Source organism: Actinoplanes sp. CA-051413, assembly GCF_050955795.1.
In the GTDB taxonomy this organism is placed as follows: Bacteria; Actinomycetota; Actinomycetes; order Mycobacteriales; family Micromonosporaceae; genus Actinoplanes.
Map to the genome: position 1 here is coordinate 4693492 of NZ_CP192100.1, position 17687 is coordinate 4711178.

At 68.8% G+C, this 17687-nt stretch carries 18 protein-coding genes; 10 read left to right on the top strand and 8 right to left on the bottom strand.

Annotated elements, in window-relative coordinates:
- Nucleotides 1-5 precede the first annotated feature (5 nt).
- A complete protein-coding gene (locus ACQP2Y_RS22195) occupies nt 6-704 on the bottom strand; it encodes a hypothetical protein (RefSeq protein ID WP_433731243.1) in 699 nt (232 codons plus the stop codon).
- An 81-nt stretch (nt 705-785) separates the two neighbouring features.
- Here ACQP2Y_RS22195 and ACQP2Y_RS22200 point away from each other — a divergent pair, with 81 nt between their 5' ends.
- Nucleotides 786-1394: a hypothetical protein gene (locus ACQP2Y_RS22200; RefSeq protein WP_433731245.1), complete on the top strand. Its 609-nt coding sequence runs from the start codon at nt 786-788 to the stop codon at nt 1392-1394.
- Nucleotides 1391-2044, top strand: coding sequence for a M48 family metalloprotease (locus ACQP2Y_RS22205; protein WP_433731247.1), 654 nt, complete (start codon nt 1391-1393; stop codon nt 2042-2044). The genes ACQP2Y_RS22200 and ACQP2Y_RS22205 overlap by 4 nt, the downstream gene beginning before the upstream one ends.
- Nucleotides 2045-2101: 57 nt before the next feature.
- On the opposite strand, the gene ACQP2Y_RS22210 is transcribed toward ACQP2Y_RS22205, so the two are convergent.
- Together ACQP2Y_RS22210 and ACQP2Y_RS22215 are read right to left on the bottom strand one after the other, a co-directional pair.
- Entirely contained in the window at nt 2102-2527 is a 426-nt protein-coding gene (locus ACQP2Y_RS22210; protein ID WP_433731249.1) for an NUDIX domain-containing protein, read from the bottom strand.
- A 33-nt stretch (nt 2528-2560) separates the two neighbouring features.
- The gene (locus tag ACQP2Y_RS22215) at nt 2561-2953 is read right to left on the bottom strand and encodes a winged helix-turn-helix transcriptional regulator (protein ID WP_433731251.1); all 393 of its coding nucleotides are present in this window, start codon (nt 2951-2953) and stop codon (nt 2561-2563) included.
- A 73-nt stretch (nt 2954-3026) separates the two neighbouring features.
- Here ACQP2Y_RS22215 and ACQP2Y_RS22220 point away from each other — a divergent pair, with 73 nt between their 5' ends.
- Nucleotides 3027-3779 (top strand): SDR family NAD(P)-dependent oxidoreductase, encoded by a 753-nt coding sequence (locus tag ACQP2Y_RS22220; protein ID WP_433731253.1) that lies wholly within the window; start codon nt 3027-3029, stop codon nt 3777-3779.
- On the opposite strand, the gene ACQP2Y_RS22225 is transcribed toward ACQP2Y_RS22220, so the two are convergent.
- Nucleotides 3776-4273: a cupin domain-containing protein gene (locus ACQP2Y_RS22225; protein ID WP_433731255.1), complete on the bottom strand. Its 498-nt coding sequence runs from the start codon at nt 4271-4273 to the stop codon at nt 3776-3778. The genes ACQP2Y_RS22220 and ACQP2Y_RS22225 overlap by 4 nt on opposite strands.
- A gap of 465 nt (nt 4274-4738) precedes the next feature.
- Entirely contained in the window at nt 4739-6013 is a 1275-nt protein-coding gene (locus ACQP2Y_RS22230; protein ID WP_433731257.1) for a prenyltransferase/squalene oxidase repeat-containing protein, read from the bottom strand.
- Between the two features lie 372 nt (nt 6014-6385).
- Here ACQP2Y_RS22230 and ACQP2Y_RS22235 point away from each other — a divergent pair, with 372 nt between their 5' ends.
- The 5 genes from ACQP2Y_RS22235 (at nt 6386) to ACQP2Y_RS22255 (ending at nt 12423) form a co-directional block, all read left to right on the top strand.
- Nucleotides 6386-7342, top strand: a complete 957-nt coding sequence (locus ACQP2Y_RS22235) for a hypothetical protein (RefSeq protein ID WP_433731259.1) — start codon at nt 6386-6388, stop codon at nt 7340-7342.
- A gap of 192 nt (nt 7343-7534) precedes the next feature.
- Nucleotides 7535-8218, top strand: a complete 684-nt coding sequence (locus ACQP2Y_RS22240) for an ABC transporter ATP-binding protein (protein ID WP_433731261.1) — start codon at nt 7535-7537, stop codon at nt 8216-8218.
- Complete coding sequence (locus ACQP2Y_RS22245) at nt 8215-10494, top strand: FtsX-like permease family protein (protein WP_433731263.1); 2280 nt, start codon at nt 8215-8217, stop codon at nt 10492-10494. Before ACQP2Y_RS22240 ends, ACQP2Y_RS22245 begins: the two co-directional genes overlap by 4 nt.
- On the top strand, nt 10487-11713 hold the full coding sequence (locus tag ACQP2Y_RS22250) for a sensor histidine kinase (RefSeq protein ID WP_433731265.1): 1227 nt from the start codon (nt 10487-10489) through the stop codon (nt 11711-11713). The genes ACQP2Y_RS22245 and ACQP2Y_RS22250 overlap by 8 nt, the downstream gene beginning before the upstream one ends.
- A gap of 50 nt (nt 11714-11763) precedes the next feature.
- Nucleotides 11764-12423 carry a response regulator gene (locus ACQP2Y_RS22255; RefSeq protein ID WP_433732021.1) on the top strand — a complete coding sequence of 220 codons (660 nt, stop codon included), beginning with the start codon at nt 11764-11766 and terminating at the stop codon, nt 12421-12423.
- Here the strand turns inward: ACQP2Y_RS22255 and ACQP2Y_RS22260 are convergent.
- Nucleotides 12374-12856 (bottom strand): MarR family winged helix-turn-helix transcriptional regulator, encoded by a 483-nt coding sequence (locus ACQP2Y_RS22260; protein WP_433731267.1) that lies wholly within the window; start codon nt 12854-12856, stop codon nt 12374-12376. The two genes, ACQP2Y_RS22255 and ACQP2Y_RS22260, sit on opposite strands and share 50 nt — an antisense overlap.
- Before the next feature lie 104 nt (nt 12857-12960).
- Between ACQP2Y_RS22260 and ACQP2Y_RS22265 the strand changes: the two genes are divergently transcribed.
- On the top strand, nt 12961-13317 hold the full coding sequence (locus ACQP2Y_RS22265) for a nuclear transport factor 2 family protein (RefSeq protein WP_433731269.1): 357 nt from the start codon (nt 12961-12963) through the stop codon (nt 13315-13317).
- A 24-nt stretch (nt 13318-13341) separates the two neighbouring features.
- Here ACQP2Y_RS22265 and ACQP2Y_RS22270 read toward each other — a convergent pair whose 3' ends face one another.
- Entirely contained in the window at nt 13342-14040 is a 699-nt protein-coding gene (locus ACQP2Y_RS22270) for an SDR family NAD(P)-dependent oxidoreductase (protein WP_433731271.1), read from the bottom strand.
- Here ACQP2Y_RS22270 and ACQP2Y_RS22275 point away from each other — a divergent pair.
- Nucleotides 14039-15106: a helix-turn-helix transcriptional regulator gene (locus ACQP2Y_RS22275; RefSeq protein ID WP_433732023.1), complete on the top strand. Its 1068-nt coding sequence runs from the start codon at nt 14039-14041 to the stop codon at nt 15104-15106. The genes ACQP2Y_RS22270 and ACQP2Y_RS22275 overlap by 2 nt on opposite strands.
- A gap of 1098 nt (nt 15107-16204) precedes the next feature.
- Here the strand turns inward: ACQP2Y_RS22275 and ACQP2Y_RS22280 are convergent.
- Complete coding sequence (locus ACQP2Y_RS22280) at nt 16205-17644, bottom strand: RICIN domain-containing protein (protein WP_433731273.1); 1440 nt, start codon at nt 17642-17644, stop codon at nt 16205-16207.
- Nucleotides 17645-17687: the final 43 nt, after the last annotated feature.

The window sequence follows — 17687 nt, forward strand, 5'->3', positions numbered from 1 at the left end:
AGCACTCACACGGGCTGGTCGTCGTCGTCAACCACCGTGGCCCCCAGCGCAACCGCGAGTTCCACCATGCGCCGCTCGGTAAGCGGGTCGGCGTCCCGCACCTCGATGATGTCCTCGTCGAAGAAGAACGGAACGGCCCGCCCGGAAGGATGCCCACTCCAACAGGCAACGGCCGGACACGGAATCATCCGGGTCCCGGACGGCAGAACCGCTTCCACGCTCGTAGCCATGATGAAATCCGGCTGCGCAGCAACCACGGCCGCCCACTCATCGGCCCGGATCGGGGCGTGGCTGTTCAAGCCACCCAACCACGTGCCCCGGGTGATGAACCGCCGTCGCCCGGCAAACGCCTCCGGACCGCGTTGCCGCGCCACGACCCGCTCACCATCCCACTCGCAAACCTCGGCATCATCCCCGATGACCCACGCGTCCAGCCGCGCCGCCCAGCCGATCATGCGCCGCAGGAACGCCACCTCCGGATTCTTGACACTGAGCCGACCATGCTGAAACAGCAGATAATGCCCCCGCTCAGAAGGATCAGCCGCCCACACCACATAACAAAAATCGTCCCGCCGCGGAGCATCCACCGGAATCACCAACTCCGGCTCCTCCCGCACCAACGCCTCCACCTCACCGCCAAGAATCGGAAAGCGCTCACTCTCGTACGCCTGAAAAGCCCGAGTGATGTGCAGGTCATAACCCATCCCATGATGATCGCAGGGCCCACCGCGCGTGGCCGTCCCTTGCGGTCACATGAGACAGCTGCGAAGTGATCTAATGCCGCGGTGCAGAACGCCTGTCCCGAATGCGCGGGAGACCTGATCGTCGTCGAAAAAGCCGCGCCGTGGTGCGGACGTTGCGAGTGGAACCTCGACGCGTTCCCGCCGGTCGACGGCGGCTGGGCCGCACGTGCGGTTGCCCGCCTCGACCGGCGCGCCGGCTTCCGGGCCGGGCGGGCCCTGGCCGCCCGCGGTGAAAACGAGATCTCGCGCCGCGTGACCAAAGGCTTCGTGGTGCTCGTCGCCGTGTCCGTGCTGCTGACGGCGGCCCTGCTGGCCGCGGCCGGCCTCGGCGTCTGGCTGATCGTCACCGGCAGGCTGTTACCGCCGCTCCTGCTCGGTGCCGCGCTGATCGGATTCGCCGTCATGCTGCGGCCGCGGCTCGGCAGCCTCAAACACGCCGTCGACGGCGGCTGGACGTTGCGCGAGGACTCGCCCGTTTCCGCACTTGTCGGCCGGATCGCGGACGCCACCGGCGCACCGCGACCACACGTGATCGTCGCGGATCTGCACTGGAACGCCTCAGCCGCTGTCGTCGGCCTCCGGCGCACCCGCGTACTGCGCCTCGGCGTACCGTTGTTGCTCGCGTTGGACGAGCGCATCAGGTCGCCGTGATCGGCCACGAGCTCGGCCACCTCAAGCACGACGACTCACTGCGCAGCCTGGCGACAATGCCCGCGCGGACCGTCTTCGGCCGGCTGGCCCGGTACACCACACTCCCGCCCGGCGACGCCGTGGACCGCGGCCTCGAGGGCTTCCCGGCACTGCTCTACTCCGCGCTGCAGCTCGTCATGGGAACGCTGTCCTGGCTGTTCTGGACGCTGCACCTCGGCCTGCACCTGGTCGGCGCCGCCGAGGAACGCCGCGCCGAAACGCACGCCGATGCGGTCGCCGCGCGCGCGGCCGGCCATCGAGCCGCGCTCGAGTCGCTCGACGTCCTGGCCCTGACGTCCCGCCTGAGCGGACTGCTGCACCCCAACGTCACCGACGGCCGCGCCGCCGAAGAATGGCGCAACCTGCTGGCCGGCGCCCGCGAACGCGCCGCCGGAGAGGTCGAAGCGCTGCGTCAGCTGACCATCCGCGAGCACGCCTCCCTGCTCGCCAGCCACCCGGCACCGGGCCGCCGTCACCAGTGGCTGCGCGCGCGACCATATCTCGATCCGGCGGTCACGGTGACACCGCTGGAGGCGGAGAAGCTGGCTGCGGAGCTGGCCCCCTACGCGGAGCTGTTGTGCAAACGCGTCCGCGAGTCGCACGGCCTATAGCCCTGCGCTCGCGCCATCTGACCGGCATCGTGGTGAGGAATAGCCATCCAGGCGGTTTCAGGCAGGATGCGCGGCAAGCACCCGGCTGAACATCGCGAGGTAGCTGTCATGAGCCAATGCCAAATCTCCGAGTGCGTCTGCCGTGAACCACTCGATGGCATCGTGCTCCTCCGGCGCAGCGTTGACCGGAGACCCTGTCCACGCTTCGATCACCCAGATCTGCATGTCGGCTGTGTCGGAATGAACTTCGTGCGCGGGCGGATCCGACGGCGTCGCGATGGCGATGCCCAATTCCTCTTGAAGTTCTCGGGCCAGTGCCGCGCCAGGCAGTTCTCCGGGCTCCACGTGGCCGCCGGGCAGATCCCAGACATCGGGATACCAACGGCGGTGGGGAGATCGGTGACAAAGCAGGACCCGGTTGCCGTCCCGCAGCAACGCTGCAACGACGCGGGCCTTGGGCGATTCTTCCGCGGAGATCGACACGGGCGCATCCTGCCACCCCTCGAACCCGCGCAATCAACGAACGAGGGCCGTCGCGGCGGTTTGATGCTCGACCGCCCAGTTCGCGACCTCTGAAAGCGGGCCGAGCAGCGCCTGTCCAGGCGTCGTCAACGCGTACTCCACAGAGGGCGGCACGGTCGGGTAAACCGTGCGACGCACGAGTCCGTCGGACTCCAGCGCCCGCAATGTTCGGGTCAGCATTCGCTGGCTCACGCCCTCTATCCGCTGGTGCAGTTCGTTGAAGCGGTGCGGTCGCTCGCCGAGGAGCACCAGGGTCAACAGCGACCACTTGTCGCCGAGGCGGTGAAAGAGCCCGGTGACCGGGCACGCCGCGTATTCCGCGCTCGGCACCTGCTCGGCCAGGGGCGTCTCGACCAGCAAAGGAACAGCGGTGTTCCTATCAGACATTTAAGTGCCTTCTTTCGTACGGATCACGGAGCCGCGACAGTGACACCTGTCCACCATGACAGAGGAGGCGTACGTGCCCGCAGCACAGATTTCCAGCATGCTCATCGCCGGAGTGGGGCCGGGGCTCGGTCTTGCCGTCGCCCGGCGGTTCGGCCGTGAGGGGTACCCGGTCGCCCTGCTGTCGCGCCACCCGGACCGGCACGAGTCCTACCTGGCCTCGCTGCGTCAGGACGGCATCACCGCGATCGCCGTCGCCGCCGACATCACCCAGCCCGATCAGCTACGCGCCGCCGTCACCACCACGAGTGAGCAGCTCGGCCCGATCGGCGCCGTGTACTACGGACCGGGCGCCGCTGACCCGACCGCGCGACCGGCGCCGATCCTGCAAGCGGCGCCGGAGGACGTGTCCGCGGCAGTGCACACCTTCGTCCGTCCCGCCGTCGACCTCACCGCGATGGTGCTGCCCGGCATGCTCGAGCGCCGCAGCGGCACACTGCTGTATGTCGCGGGTCTCGGCGCCGTCGTTCCGCTGCCGGGCATGGGCGCCCTCGCGGTCGCGTCGGCGGCGCTGCGCACGTACGCCCTGACCGTGAACGCCGCTCTGACCGACACCGGGGTTTACGCCGGGGCGCTGGTCATCGGCGGGCTCGTCGAACGCGGCGACATCCACCGGCACGCCGTCGCCGCGGTCGGCCCGGCCGTAGCCGCCGGCCTGCCCACCCTCGATCCTGACACGATCGCCGACACCGCCTGGGAGCTGTCGGCACGCCAGAACGATTCAGAGGCGACCTTCAACGCCCTCGGTGTCGACTCTGTGCACGCCTAGGTGGTCAGGCCGAACCGTTCGACGATCCCCGGCAGCCAGTCCGGCTCGCCGAACTGCAGGCCGTACCGCTCCGCGAGATCGCCGCCCTCCTCCGCCGCGGCGGGTCCGGCCGCGATCAGCTCTGCCACCTCGCGGAAGAAGTGCTCGAAGCCGGCCGGGGTGATGATCTCGATCATCCGGGCCGGGACGGGGCCGGCGTTCCACATTGCGTGCAGTTCGCCGCGGGGTTTGGTGATGTAGCCGCCGGGGCCGAGCACCACCTCCCGGTCGCCTGAGCGGAAGCCGATCTCGCCTTCGGTGACGATCGAGTACTCGTCCTCGCGGGTGTGCAGGTGGGGTGCAACCAGCGCGCCTACCGGGAACGGGTGCTCGACGATCGCCAGGGCGCCGCCGGTGTCTTCGCCCCACAGCTTGAAATGCACGCCGATGTCGCCTAGTTCGCCTTTGCGTCCGGCGCCTGGTTGGACCACGGTCAATGGCTTTGCTGTCGTCATCCGACGTGCTTACCGCATCCTGCTGGTGGCGGCGAGCGTATTCAGCGCTTCTCTTGCGGGTAGACGGTTGGGGCCGGGCTGACCGAGATCGGCTGAAGAGCAGCCATGCCATGTAGGTCGCCCCGGCCTCAACCTTGCATGGTTTTTTCCGGCCAGGTGTTCGTTTGCTCGCTGCTGGTTGCAGCGCTTCGTGGGTGATCCCCTTGCAGTGCGGGGTCCGGCTGCCGCGCTGTGGTCTTGGTGGGGGATTTCTGTCGGGCAGGCCGGCCTGAGTGGTGAGCCCTGCGTACGCACCTCGTCGGTTGCGGTCAGCGGCGGTAGCGGTTGCGGTCACAGACTCGTGATGCGGCGCATCGTCGGCTTTGGCGGCTGACGAGTCAAACGCCGAAGGCATGTACAACGCGGGTACGGCCGGCTTGCGCTACCGGCGATCTGGTGGCCGGCATCCTGCCGATGCATTCCTGGTCAACGATTACGTAGGTGCGTGATGAGCGAAGCCAGAAGGATGGTCAGCGAAGCCCAGATCGCTGTGCTGAGCAGATTGTTCGACATGCTTGCCCGGTCGATTCCGAGCGTATGGCCAATGCTGGCGATGATGTGCAATGCCCCCGGCAGAACTTCCTTGGCGACGAGGAATCCTAAAACGATCGCGATAGCGTTTCTTCGAAGGGTCCCAGCGGCGCCCGCGAGTCCGTCACCGATGCTGCGCATTCGATAGCGCTGGTCATGGTTGAGCCAATTTCGCCGCCATTCGTGTAGTGCGACCACAATCTGTCCCGTCAACCAGACGTGGCGCGTGTCTTCGTATTCCTCGAAGCGCCAGGCACCTTCAGGTGACTGCGTTTCGACAAGGTACTTGACTGCGGATCTGCAGGCCCGGCGCGTATCAGAGTCCACGGTCACTGAATGCATGAGTGCCAGTAACGCCCACCAGGAGGAATAATTGAGGCACCGATGAGGGCGACGCGGGCTCCTGATCGTGAACCATTCATCATAACTGTTCGGCCAGCTGCCATTGCTGTCCTGTCTTCCGATGACGAACTTGTTCGCTCCCTGAATGACATCGTCGCGGGCTGGTACTCCGGCTTCGCAAAGCGCGTGGATCACCTGCGCTGTGGTCGCCACGTTGGGTACGGCGCCATGAGAAACACCCCATGCCTGGCTCTCTCTGTCCTGGACGAGCCGAAGGCGCTGGACGATGCTGTCAATCACTCCTTCCTTGCCGCGGCGGCGCAGCTCCTCGCGATACTTCGCAAACGCCCAGACGGCCAATGCCATCGGCATTATCCGTTGATCCTGGAGATCGTTCGGAGTCGTTGTCACCCCACCGCCGGGTGCGACGCACTCAAGGAGGTAGGTAATGGCACCACCAACGGTCGCGTCGGTCGCCTCCAGTCCGATCTCACCGAACGCTATGAGTGCCCACGCAGTGGTCTCCGCAGCCGGGTATTCCACTTCGCATGAGTCGAAGCCCCCGCACTCCAACTGTTGTTTTCGTACCCAGGTGAGGGCATCGCGAAGGCGTTCGTTCATCGGCCCTCCCCTGCGCTCAAGATTCTGCGCGCGCAGTCCATCCAACGTGCCGCCCCACACGGTCAACTCTGTGGAGCCGGGAAATTGCGGCCATCCTGCGCCACTGCCGCCGCGGGGCTCGGGAATGTATGAGTTCCACAGCCAGGCATGCCCGCGCGTGATCGCAATATCTACATGGCTTGCCAGTTGCGTCGGAGTTCTTCGCATGAAGTCCACCATATGTTTGAGCCGACGTCCCAACACTGATCTAAGGAGGCGATGAGACGGACTGTCAACACTACACGGAGCAGTGGTGCCGCATTCGATTGCCCGACTGAGTGAAACTTTCACTCGTATGATTCACGAGGGCGTCCGCTTATAACAAGATCGTGGATCTTGCATTCTTGCCGACAGTTCACGACCTGCGGACGACCGTCAGTGCACCTGCTGGTCACAGTCGTCCCCATGATCGACCTGAATGCGTCGGGCGGCCCCACCCAGAGCGTTGTCAGGGCTGGGAGTACATCCGGGTACGGCGAAAATCCTTGAGTCCGATGCTGCGCCGCCGATGAAGTGCCGTCGGGTACATCGGGGGTGACGGTGATCGGTACTGACCGCGCGCGGACGAGGTTCAGTGCGCCGGTTGCGCTCACCGCTCTGGTGATCGTGCTCGCCGCAGCCGGTTCGGTGACCGTGCCGCCCGGGCCCGTCGACGACGACCGGGCCCTCTATGCACTGTGCCGCAAGACGCTGCACAAGCTGCTCGACGGGTACCGCAACGCTGAGAACACCTCGTTCATGATGGGTTGTGATCGGCCTGACGGTACCTTTGTTGATCCGAAGCTGTGGATGCCGCCCGCCCCGAGCCGCCCGGCCCCGATGCGGGCGGTCACCACGGGCCGGCCGGGCTGCGTCACCGGTGCAGGGCGTCCGGTGGTCGAGACGACGCTGCTCGATGTCCGCGACGGGCTGGCCTGGCCCGGGGACGAGATCGTCTACGAGTACGGCCCGGTCGACGGCAGCCGTACGGTCGCCAAGTTCGGTTACCGGTCGCTTGACTTCGGTCCGGGCGAACTGGCGCCGGGCGCAAGCTACCGCTGGCGGGCCCGGTTCGACGACCCTGCTGAGCGCGACCGTAACCAGGCGGCATTGACGAGCCCGGACGAGGAAGAGGACTGGTCACCCTGGTGTGAGTTCACGGTGTCCGCGAATGCCGTCGACTACCGCGGGCTGGGCGACGTCAGCCTGGAGACGTTGAACGAGCTCGGACTGCGACCCGACCGTAGTTACGCGGTGAACTTGACTCGCCGTCAGCAGCGCCTGTTGCGCGCCGGCACGGACGTGGCCCGGACCAACGTCCGGATGACGCTGACCGGCCCTCGCTGGACGGACCTCCTGCTCCAGCTGTCCGGATCAGCCTTCCTCGCAGACGAGGCCGCGATCGACGGCGACGACGCCGATCGGTCGCCGCCGGAAAGCGCGGCCTACCGCGCACTGGTCGACGCCATCTCCGTCAAACTGGGCGGCCCCCGGCATCCCGACCTCGGGTTCTCCTAGCGTGCGGACGCGACGATTCAGGGTTGCCGCTGTTCAGGAGGCCCGCTGGTGCCGTCCGACTTCAGTAGGACTCGGGCGCCGATGTACGACTCAAGTCGTACGCGAAGTCCATCATCAAGTCGGACGCGCGTCCCCCCGCCCTGCTCCTAGCGTCATGGATGTCCCCGGTCCACGATCCACCAGGAGCTCCCCGTGCCCTCGTCACCCCTGCTCGTCGCCGACGGTGTGAGTAAGTCGTTCGGCATCACCCGGGCTTTGAACGGCGCGTCGCTCCAGGTCCGCCCCGGCGAGGTGCTCGCACTGACGGGACCGTCCGGCTCCGGCAAGTCCACGCTGCTGCACTGTCTCTCCGGCATCCTCCCCCCGGATTCCGGCCGGGTCAGCTTCGAGGGCCGCGACCTGACCGCCATGAGCGACCGGGAGCGCAGCGCACTCCGGCGGGGCGCGTTCGGGTTCGTCTTCCAATTCGGTCAGCTGGTGCCCGAGCTCACCTGCCTGGAGAACGTGGCGTTGCCGCTGCGGCTCGCCGGCGTACGGCGGACCCAGGCCGAGCGGCGCGCAGCCGAGCTGCTCGTGCGCCTGGAGGTTGTCGAGGTGGCGGGCAAACGACCCGGGCAGGCGTCCGGCGGGCAGGGCCAGCGTGTTGCGGTGGCCCGCGCGCTGGTCACCGACCCGCAGGTGATCTTCGCCGATGAGCCGACCGGTGCCCTCGACTCCCGCAACGGTGAGCAGGTCATGCGGTTGCTGGTCGCTGCCACGAAGGAGCGGGGGAGCGCGGTCGTGCTGGTCACCCATGAGGCGCGGATTGCCTCGTACGCCGATCGCGAAGTCACCTTCCGTGACGGCGCCGCTGTCGTCGCTGAGGGTGTCCGATGAGCGCCGCCTGGCTGCGTGAGCTGGTTCTGGGTGTGCGGCTGAGCGTCTCGGGCGGCCGCTCGGGCTGGCTGCGGCTCGCCCTGATCGCGGCCGGGGTGGGCCTCGGCGTGGGGATGCTACTCGTGCTGGCCGCCGCGCCGACGGCTGTTGCGTCGCGGGAGCAGCGCCGGGCCGATCGTGCGCTGGGTGCGAGCGTCGAGCAGGCCGGGCCCGGCACGCTGCTGGCGCTGACCACGGAGACGCGGTTCCGGGATGAGCCCGTACGAGGCAGGATCGTGCGCCCGGAGGGCGACCGCGCGCCGGCACCGCCCGGGGTGGCCCGGATGCCGGCGGCGGGGGAGCTGTACGTCTCGCCGGCTCTCGCCGCTCTCATCGCCGGTCCCGGTGGTGAGCTGCTGGCCGAACGCTGGTCCGCGCACGTGGCCGGCACGATCGCGCCACAGGGACTCTCCGGGCCCGACGAGGTGTACTTCTACGTGGGGGCCGGCACGCTGACCACGGACGACGGGGCGGCACGCATCGCCTCGTTCGGTGGCGGTGGCCCGCCCACGACCGACCCGACGATCGTGGTGCTGGCGGTCATCGGGGCGGCCATCCTGTTGCTGCCGGTCCTGGTGTTCGTGACGACGGCCGTACGTTTCGGCAGTGAGAGCCGGGAGCGGCAGCTCGCCGCGATCCGGCTCGTCGGCGCCGACAGCAGGATGACGCGCCGTATCGCGACCGGCGACGCGCTGATCGGGGCGGTGCTGGGGCTCGCCGTCGGGGGTCTCGTCTTCCTCGGTCTGCGCCGGGGCGTCGGGGCGCTGCTGCCGGCCGACTTCAGCCCGTACCCGTCGGATCTACGCCCGGTGCCGCCGCTGCTCGCCGCGATCCTGGTGCTGGTGCCGGCCGGCGCTGTGCTGGTGACCCTGTCGGCGCTGCGGCGTGTCGTCATCGAGCCGCTCGGCGTGGTGCGGCAGAGCGGCGTCCGGCGCCGGCGGCTCTGGTGGCGGCTGATTCCGCCGGGCGCCGGCTTGGCACTGCTCTACCCCTTGCTCGGCGGGTTGCCCGGCGACGTCGGGCCGGGCACCCGGGTCCAGCTCGCCGCGGGCGCGATCCTGCTGCTCACCGGCGTGGTCGTGCTGCTGCCCTGGCTCGTGCAAGCGGTGGTACGGCACCTCGGCGGCGGCAGCGTCGCGTGGCAGCTCGGCATCCGGCGCCTGCAGCTGGACAGCGACACCGCCGTACGGTTCGTCTCGGGCATCGCGGTGTCGGTCGCCGGCATCATCGCCATCCAGGGGCTGCTCAGCACCTCGATAGCCGCGACCAGTGGGACCCAGCCGCCGGCCGACCGCCTCCAGGCCGTCGTCTACACCAACGGCGCCGACGGCACCGGCTGGAAGGCCGCTCTGGCCGGCACCCCGGGCGTCGAGGCGGTGCGGACCTCCGGCTACGGCTACCTGCGCACGGACCCGGACCAGGCAGGCGCGACCGTCCGGGTCGGCGACTGCGACGTGCTCCGGCAGTACGCGCCGCTGCCGTCCTGCGCCGACGGCGACAGCTTCCAGGCCGTGCACCCGGGCTGGGAGAGCCCCACCCTGCCTGCGGGAGCCACCACCCCCGTCTTCGGCACCGACGACGTGGCACCGCTCTCGCACTGGCAGGTGCCCGCCGGTCTTCCGGTCGTGACGCTCTACACCAGCGAAGCCGCCCCGATGTCGTACCTGGCCACCCCGGCAGCGCTGAAACTCCGTCCCGACCTGCGCGGCATGTTCACCGACGCGTACCTGCTGGGGCTGGACCCGGCCCGCCCGGACGCCATCGAGCGGGTGCGCAACACGATGACCCGGCTGGCCCCGGCCGCACCGCTGCAACTGTTCGGCGACGATCGGATCGGCAACCAGTTCGCCGGGGGCCGGCAGGTGGCCCAGGGCTGCGCCGTCCTGTTCCTGCTGTTCATCGGCGCCAGCATGCTCGTCGGCGTCACCGAGCAGCTGCGCGAGCGGCGCAGGCTGCTAGCCGTGCTCGCCGCCTTCGGCACACAACGGCGGACGCTGTCAGCGTCATTGCTCTATCAAGTGGCCATCCCGGCCTCCATCGGACTGCTCCTGGCCGTCCTCATCGGCAGCAGCCTGTCGGCGGTCCTGCTCGCGGCCACCAAGGCCCCGGTCGAGCTGGACTGGCCCGCGATCGCCGCGATGACGGCCACGGTGGCCGCTATGGTCGTGGCCGTCACAGCTGCCGGCCTGCCGCTGCTGTTCCGTCTGCTGAAGGTTCAGGAGTTGCGCAGTGAGTGAGACCCATACGCTGAGCAGCATGGTGTCGCCTGCCCTGACCCGCGGCAGCGGTCTGCTGGGCGACCTGGTGGTGTCCATCTCGGTGGCCGCCCTGTCCACGTGGTGGTGGCACCAGTACAGGCTGGGCGGCTTGCTCTTCGGCGTGCTGGCCGGGCTGATGTTGATGTGGCGGCGCCACCGCCCGATCACCGTCCTCGTCCTCGTGGCGGTGCTGACCGCGGTCACGGCGACGATCGAGGTCAACGGCACGAAGCTGCACGACGGCATGCTGCTGATCACGGTCGCCACTGCGATGTACGCGGTCATCGTCCACTCCTCGACGCTGCTCCGGGCGGCGGTGGGCGGCCTCGGCGGCTGGTTGTTCGCCTCGCTGCTGCTGCCGCTGCAGAACAACTCCCGTGCCGAGTGGTCGACCTTCTCGATCGAGGAGCTCACGCGCGGCTCCGGGCTCCTGCTGGGCTACGGGGCCGTGGTGTGGGCGATGGCCCTCAGCGTGCGGTACTTCGGCCAGCTGAATCTCAACACGTCCGAGCGCCGGCAGAGTGCGGAGCGGGAACGCCGGCACGTGGCGCAGATCGCCGTCGCCGAGGAACGGGCGCGCATCGCCCGGGAGCTGCACGACATCGTCGCGCATTCGCTGTCGGTGATCATCCTGCAGGCCAACGGGGCCGCGTACGCGTTCGACCACGACCAGCAGCGGGCCCGCGAGGCGCTGCGGACGATCGGCACGACCGGCAGCGACGCCCTGGAGGAGATCCGGCAGCTCGTCGAGCTGCTCCGGAGCGCCGGCGACAGCCCGCCTGACCGCACCCCGGTCGCCCTGGACCAGATCGAAGCCGTGGTGCAGCGGGCCCGCGACTCGGGCCTGACCGCCGACCTCACCGTGCATGGCACGCCGCCCGAGGTGCCCGGCGGCGTGGCGCTGGCGGTCTACCGGATCGTGCAGGAATCCCTGACCAACACGTTGAAACACGCCGGCCCGGCGCCGGCTGCCACCGTGACTGTCAGCTACCGGCCGGACGTCATCGACATCGAGGTGACGGATTCCGGCGCCGGCCCGAAACCCACGAACCCCGGTGGGCACGGCCTGGTCGGCATGCGCGAGCGGGTTGCCCTGTACGGCGGGACGTTCGAAGCCGGCCCGAAACCGGACGGCGGCTGGCGGGTGCACGCCGGCATCCCCCTCACCGGCGCCGCGGCCCGGGCGGTGGTTGCGTGATCCGGGTCGTGCTCGTCGACGACCAGCACCTGGTCCGGGCCGGATTCCGGATGGTCCTCGATTACCAGAGCGACATGACCGTGGTCGGCGAGGCGAGCGACGGCGCCGAGGCGTTACGTCTGCTGCGCACGACCCCGGCCGATGTCGTCGTGATGGACCTGCGGATGCCCGTGCTCGACGGGGTGACCGCCACCAGGCGGATCTGCGCCGCCGGCCCGCTTCCCCGGGTGCTGGTGCTGACCACGTTCGACACCGACGAGGACGCGTTCGCCGCCCTCCAGGCCGGGGCGAGCGGTTTCCTGCTCAAGAGCGTGCCGCCCGACGACCTGCTGAGCGCGATCCGGGTGGTCGCCGGCGGTGACGCCGTCGTGGCGCCCCGGGTGACCCGGCGGCTGCTGGACCGCTTCGCCGGCCGGCTCGTCGCGAAGGACGCGGCCGGCCTGCCGGAGATGACCGACCGGGAACGCGAGGTGCTGCTGCTCGTGGCGCAGGGACTGTCGAACCTCGAGATCGGCAGCCGGCTGCAGGTCGCCGAGGCGACCGTCAAGACCCACATCGGCCGGATCCTGGCCAAGCTCGGCCTGCGCGACCGCGTGCAGGCCGTCGTCTTCGCGTACGAGTCAGGGCTGGTGCGGCCCGGCAGCGAGTCCGGGTCCGTGGTCAGTCCGTCGCGGCCGGAGGCGCGAGGTGACGCTGGAGTGTCTCCATGATCTCGGCCAGCGCCTCGAGCTGCGGCACGGTGAGCACGTCGGCGAAGTGCTCCCGGACGCCCCGCGAGTGTCCCTTGGCCGCGTTCAGGAAGACGGCGCGACCTTCGTCGGTCAGGTGGACCTCGGCGACGCGGTTGTCGGCATGGTGACGGCCGCGGCGGATCAGGCCGCGGCGTTCCATCCGGGCGAGGTGGTGCGACAGCCGGGACTGCTCCCAGCCGATCAGGTCGGCCAGCTCGGTCGAACGGCACGGCCGCTCACCGCGCTCGTGCAGGGTCACCAGCACGGGATAGTCGCTGCCGGTGAGCCCGGAGTCCGCCGTCAGCAGCTGGTCGAGGCGCCGCCGCAGCAGGGGCGTGGTCTCGATGAGGCCGCGCCAGGCCCTCAGCTCGACCGGGTCCAGGCTGCCGGCTCCCGCCGCCTCGTCCACCACCGCACAAACCTACCGCAGCCACCCTACCGATTACATGACGCGTCATATATCGTCGGCACCGGTACGCGCCCGAGCCGGGCGCGCCGGCCGGAGGGAAGTGCACGATGGCGACGATCGAGCAGCTCATGCAGGCGAACCTGCTGGAGGTCTTCAACGAGCGGGACGGCGAGCGCCGCCGGGCCGCGATCGCCCGCACGTACGCTCCCGGCGTGCGCTTCGCCGACCCCGAGGAGACGGTGCAGGGCCACGACGCGCTCGACGCGAAGGCGCAGAAGATCCTGGACGACGCGCCGGGCTTCGTCTTCGCCGCCGACGGCCCGGTGCGCGTTACCCAGGACCTCGGCTACCTCGCGTGGAGCTTCGGCCCCGAGGGCGCCGCCCCCGTGGTCCGGGGCGCCGACATCGCGCTGGTCGCCGACGGCCTGATCACCTCGGTCCACACCCTGCTGCTCATGGACTGAGATCGCCGCCGGCGATCCGGTGCTTCAGGACCAGACGATCTCACCGGTACGGTCGACGAAGCGCCCGGAACCGTGGCCCGGCCCCTCGGTGGCGAGGCCGACCACGGCGTCGGTCCCCTCGGTGACGGTCTGCGGGCCGGTGTTGCCGTTGAGATCGGTCGCCGTGTAACCCGGGTCGGCCGCGTTGATGCGGATGTCGGTCAGCGACTTGGCGTACTGGGTCGTGAGCATGGTGAGCGCCGCCTTGGACGCCGTGTAAGCAGGCGCGATCGCCTTGGACTCGGCGCGGGACGGATCATGCGTGGCCGCCAGCGAGCCCATCGAGCTGCTGACGTTGACGATGACCGGATCGGCCGAGCGTCGCAGCAGCGGCAGGAACGCCGTGGTGGTCCGCACCACGCCGACGACGTTGACATCGAGCACGCTCAGGATGTCGGCGCCCGTCAGGCCGCTCGGGTCACCGTGCGCGCCGTGAATGCCGGCGTTGTTGATCAACACGTCGACGGAGCCTTCGTGCTGCTCGACGTCGGCGGCGGCCGCCGCCACCGACTCGTCGTCCGTGACGTCGATCTGGACAAAGCGGGCACCGAGTTCCGCGGCCGCCGCGGTCCCGGCCTTCGCGTCGCGGGCGCCGAGCAGCACGGTGTGGCCGTGGGCGATGAGCCGGCGGGCGGTCTCGTAGCCGAGGCCCTTGTTGGCCCCGGTGATGAAAGTGATCGTCATGCGCCCATGGTTTGCCGGCGCCGCGACGTGCGCCAGGGAAGGCCTGACGGTAGGAAAACGGCTACCACCCCTGGGCGCCGGGCAGCGAGGCACAATCGGTGCCATGACCACTCACGGCACGGAGTTCGGCGCCACTGTGCGCGCCTGGCGCGACCGGCTGACGCCGTCCGCGGTGGGCCTGCCGAGTGGCCGCGCGCGCCGCGCGAGCGGACTGCGTCGCGAGGAACTTGCCGAACTGGCCGGGATCTCGGTCGACTACGTAGTGCGCCTGGAACAGGGCCGGTTCACCACACCCTCGGCGCAGGTGGTCGCCGCGCTCGCCCGGGCCCTGCAACTCACCAACGCGGAACGCGACCACCTCTACCGGCTGGCCGGGCTCGTCCCGCCCGCCGACGGCGAGATCTCCGACCACATCCCACCGGGCGTCCAGCGCGTCCTGAACCGCCTCGGCGACGCGGCCGTCGGAGTCTTCGCCGCCGACTGGCAGCTGATCTGGTGGAACCGTGGCTGGGCGGCACTGCTCGGCGACCCGTCGTCGGCACCGCGGGAGCGTCGCAACTTCGCCCGCGACACCTTCCCGCTCAACGGCGACCGGCCCAGCTTGTCGCAATGGCCGGTGATCTCGTACGCCCCCGACGCGGTCGACGCCGCCATCGTGTCCGACCTCCGCCGCGCCACCGGCCGCTTCCCGAACAACCCCAGGCTGACCAACCTGATCCGCTCACTCACCGAGGGCAACAAACGCTTCGCCGAACTGTGGGCGGCCGGCGCGGTGGGCACCCACCGCGAGGACCACAAAATCGTCAAGCACCCAACGGTCGGCCCCATCGAAGTCGACTGCGACGTCATGACCGACGGCGACGCCGAACTGAAAATCGTGATCCTGACCGCAGCCCCCGAAACCACCGACGAAACCAAACTCCGCCTGGCCCTGATCTCCGGCGTCCCCGACCCCGCGCACAACCCCCGCGAACAAGCAGCCACAGAATCAGACGCCCAACTGAGGTCCGAGACTGTTCACTCGCTGGCGTCGGGCGACGGCAATGCGGCGAGCGCCCACGGCTAGAAGCCGAACAGATCCTTGCATGCCGAGATGATGCCGCGCCGCGCCCAACTGTCGCAGGCTAGGCGCCATCTCCGCAGCGCTCGCCTTCTGCACGACCAAGAGGCCGAGGGCCTGCTCGCCGATCAGAACCAGGCGCCGACCAACCTCCTGAAGCACCGGATCCGCTGACAGGACGGCGCGCTGCGCCGCGCCATGCTCCCGAAAACGCTGAAATGCAGGTCGCCGGCGACCTCTACCTCAACGGCACCGACCGCCTGGCTGCAGGCCGCAACGGCCGCCTTGTCCGACGCCGCGGTCGGGCTGTCCCTAGCGACAGGAGACGCGCCGGTGGACGTGCACCCCGCGACCAGCACGCTGACCAGGACCACGGTCCGAACAACGCGGAGGGTCCCGGTCGCGGCGGGGGTCACAACGGTCGATTGCCGACCACGGCACAGCAGGCTCGCGGTCGCGGTCGCGGTCGCGGTCGTGGTCGTGGTGGGGGTCGTGGTGGGGATGGGGGCGGTTGCTTTCCGGCCGCGGCGCGGCCGGTCGCGGTCGCGGTCGCGGTCGCGGTCGTGGTCGTGGTGGGGGTCGTGGTGGGGATGGGGGCGGTTGCTTTCCGGCCGCGGCGCGGCCGGCTCGCCGGTCGCAGTCGCAGTCGCAGTCGCAGTCGGGGTCGTGGTGGGGATGGGGCGGTTGCTTTCCGGCCGCGGCACGGGGAGGCTGGTCGGTCGCGGCACGGGAGGACTGCTGGTGCTGCTGGTTGATGGTTGGTGTCGATGGTGGCGTGGGTAGTTGATTGGTGGCCGCGGCATGCCGCAGCCACTACCAACCCCTGACCGCAACCGGCGAGGTGCGTACGCAAGACCCACCACTCAGGCCGGCCTGCCCAACAAAAATCCCCTACAAAGACCACAGCGCGGCAGCCAGACCACCAGCCGCAAGGGGATCACCCACGAAACTTCGCAACCAGCAGCGAGCAACCAAAAACAAAGCCGGAACAGGAAACCATGCAAGGTTGGGGGCCGGGGTGACCAAGAACGGCATAAATGCTCCTCAAGCCGATCTTGGTCACCCCGGCCCCCAACCGTCCAACAGCAAGCCAGCAAAAGAAGATCAGATACCGATATCCCCCTGAGGCCCGGCATACTGCCCAAGCAAAGCAGGCAAATCAGCAGCATTGTCCAACGTGTACGAGTAATAGCTCCCAGGACTGAACGCCGACCCCAACGTCGACTGCTTACCCGTGGAGTTCACAACCACACTCCCGCTCTGCCTGAGCTGAGCGGTAGCGTCCGGGTAGTAAGGGTCCTTCACATTGGAGAAGTAGCTGTTCTCCAGCACCATCTTGGTCGCCCCACGGGCATAGTTCCCGTAAGAGGAGATGTTCTGCAGATAGTTGTTGTACAGATGAGCCAACGCCACATTGTCGGTACTCGGATTGCGCTGGTTGGTGTCGTGGATCCAGTTGTGGTGGATCGTCATGCGCGCGGTCACGTTCTCCGTCCAGCCGATCCCGAAGGTCTTGTTGTTGCTGGCCAGCACGTTCCACGACACGGTCAGATAGCTGGTGTCCTTGCGGCTGTCGATCAGCCCGTCGTTCATCCGGGTCAGCGTGTTGTGGTCGATCCAGATGTGGTCGGCCGTGTCCATCTGGATGGCGTCGTAGTCGTAGAGCTTGTCGTCCGGGTCGTCGTCCGCCATCAGCGTGTCGCGGATCGTCAGGTTGCGGATGATGACGTTCCTGACCCCGGTGCCGAGGAAGAAGCCACCGCCGACGATGTGGCCGCTCGTGCCGACGCCGATGATGGTTTTGTTCGACTGGACCTTCAGCTCGGTCCCCTTGGGCGTGAACGTGATCGCCGCCGCCACCTTGATGACGTACGGGGTCGTCGCCGTGACGTACTTCTGCAGGTCGGCCTGGTTGGTCACGGTGACCGTGGGCCCGGCCGCCCCGCCCGTGGTGCCTCCGCCGGTCGACGCGAAACCGTCCGCCGTGTTCGACCACGTCCGGCCACCCGTCGACGCGGTACGGAACGCCCACTGCTTGTTGCTGTTCGCCGTACACGTCTCTTGGATGACCGCGGCGCCGGACGCGGTGGATGCGTCCTTGTCGCTGATGCACAGCCCGCTGTTGACGTTGATGATCTGGAACGTGTCCGTGCCGCTGGCGACGAGCCGCCACTGCTGGTTGGTCTGGCTGGCCACGCAGGTGTACTGCTGGAGCTGGACGCCGCTGGCGAGGGACGAGCCCGGTACGTCGATGCACTTGCCGCTGTTGACGTTGACCAGCTGGTAGTTGGCTCCGGCTGAGGTGAGCTTGAACTGCTGCCAGGCCGCGCCGGAGGTGCAGCCCCATTGCTGCAACGCGGCGCCGTTGGCCGTCGACGCCGCGGGCACGTCGAGGCACATGCCGCTCTTGGCCACCGCCACCTGATAGGTGCCGCCGGTCGCCGGCAGTGCCGCCGCCTGTGACGGCATGATCGAGTAGCCGACGAACGCGGCGGGGACCGCCAGCACCGCCGCCACCAGGGCAGCGCGTTTCCTGAGTCTCATGAGCTCTCCAAGGGGATCTTGCGGAAACGGGGATCGTGGGGAG